The 342-nt window shown below is 43.3% G+C and carries 1 protein-coding gene; it reads right to left on the minus strand.

What is annotated here, in order from left to right; translation table 11 throughout:
* On the minus strand, positions 1–342 hold a 342-nt coding region (locus tag ACNKXV_RS13675), incomplete at both ends, for a glutamate synthase central domain-containing protein (RefSeq protein ID WP_417908278.1).

Here is a 342-nt window from a genome sequence, read left to right on the forward strand (position 1 = left end):
CAAAAGAGATCCCGCTAATTCGGGATACGGTGCCTTTGAAACAACGGTCCATCACTTCAGGACCCAATCCAATTGCCTCGAAAATCTGAGCTCCTTGGTAAGATTGAAGCGTTGAAATCCCCATTTTGGAAAGAACCTTTAGAAGGCCTTTTCCGATGGCGTCTTGATAATTGGCAAATAGGGTTTTTTCGTCTTTTACTTTGCTCAGTTGGCCTTTTTTGAAGAGATCCAATAAGGATTCTAAAGCCAAATAAGGATTGATAGCCGATACACCATATCCAATCGCTGTGGCAAAATGGTGAACTTCTCTGATGTCAGCGGATTCCAATACCAATCCGGCTC

The organism is Christiangramia aquimixticola, from assembly GCF_048285835.1.
In the GTDB taxonomy this organism is placed as follows: Bacteria; Bacteroidota; Bacteroidia; order Flavobacteriales; family Flavobacteriaceae; genus Christiangramia; species Christiangramia aquimixticola.